Source organism: Vibrio sp. 1401, assembly GCF_033340295.1.
In genome coordinates this window covers 1-724 of sequence record NZ_JAWOWF010000333.1, presented here as the reverse complement: position 1 = coordinate 724, position 724 = coordinate 1, and the positions used below count along the sequence as shown (strand labels likewise).

Below are 724 nucleotides of genomic sequence, written 5' to 3'. Positions count from 1 at the left end.
GCACTTGCTGTCGTAGTACAAGTTGGTATCACTTTGGCTCTCAAAGGGCGCGTCGATGATATCGATATCGTACGTTCCGTTTTCTTTGGTTTGTTAATCACGCCCTGGGCCGTTTACTTCCTATCTGTGGTGGTAGATCAGTTAGAAGAGTCTCGTCAACGATTGACGAAGCTGGTTTCTAAATTGAAAGACATGCGTTCACGCGACCAAGAACTGAACTTCCAACTACAGCAGAACATCGAAAAGCTCAATCTAGAGATTGAAGAGCGGATTAAAGCGGAAGAAGCGCGTGAAGAGGCGATGCAGGATCTAGAAAATGAGGTTTTCCAGCGTGAGCGAACGCAATTAGAGTTAGCAGAGCGTACCGCCTTGTTACGTTCATTCATCGATGCGTCACCTGATTTGATTTATTACCGTAATGCCGATGGCGTCTTCTCTGGTTGTAACCGAGCGATGGAAGAGTTAACGGGCAAGAAAGAGCATCAACTTGTCGGCTTGAGCCCGTGGGATGTCTACAGTAAAGAAATTGCGCAGCCAATCGTAGATACCGACCAAAAAGTCTTTAGCGACAACCAAGCGATCACTTACGAGCAATGGTTGGAATACCCTGATGGGCGAAAACACTATTTTGAATTGCGCAAAGTACCATTTTATAGCAAAGACGGTCGCCACTTAGGATTGGTTGGTTTTGGGCGAGACATTACTGAGCGTAAGCGTCATGAAG

Annotated in this window: 1 protein-coding gene; it reads left to right on the top strand. The window is 46.3% G+C overall.

The features are described from left to right. Positions 1-724 (top strand): PAS domain-containing protein (locus R7Z77_RS25455; RefSeq protein WP_318137062.1); only part of this gene is annotated, 724 nt, incomplete at both ends.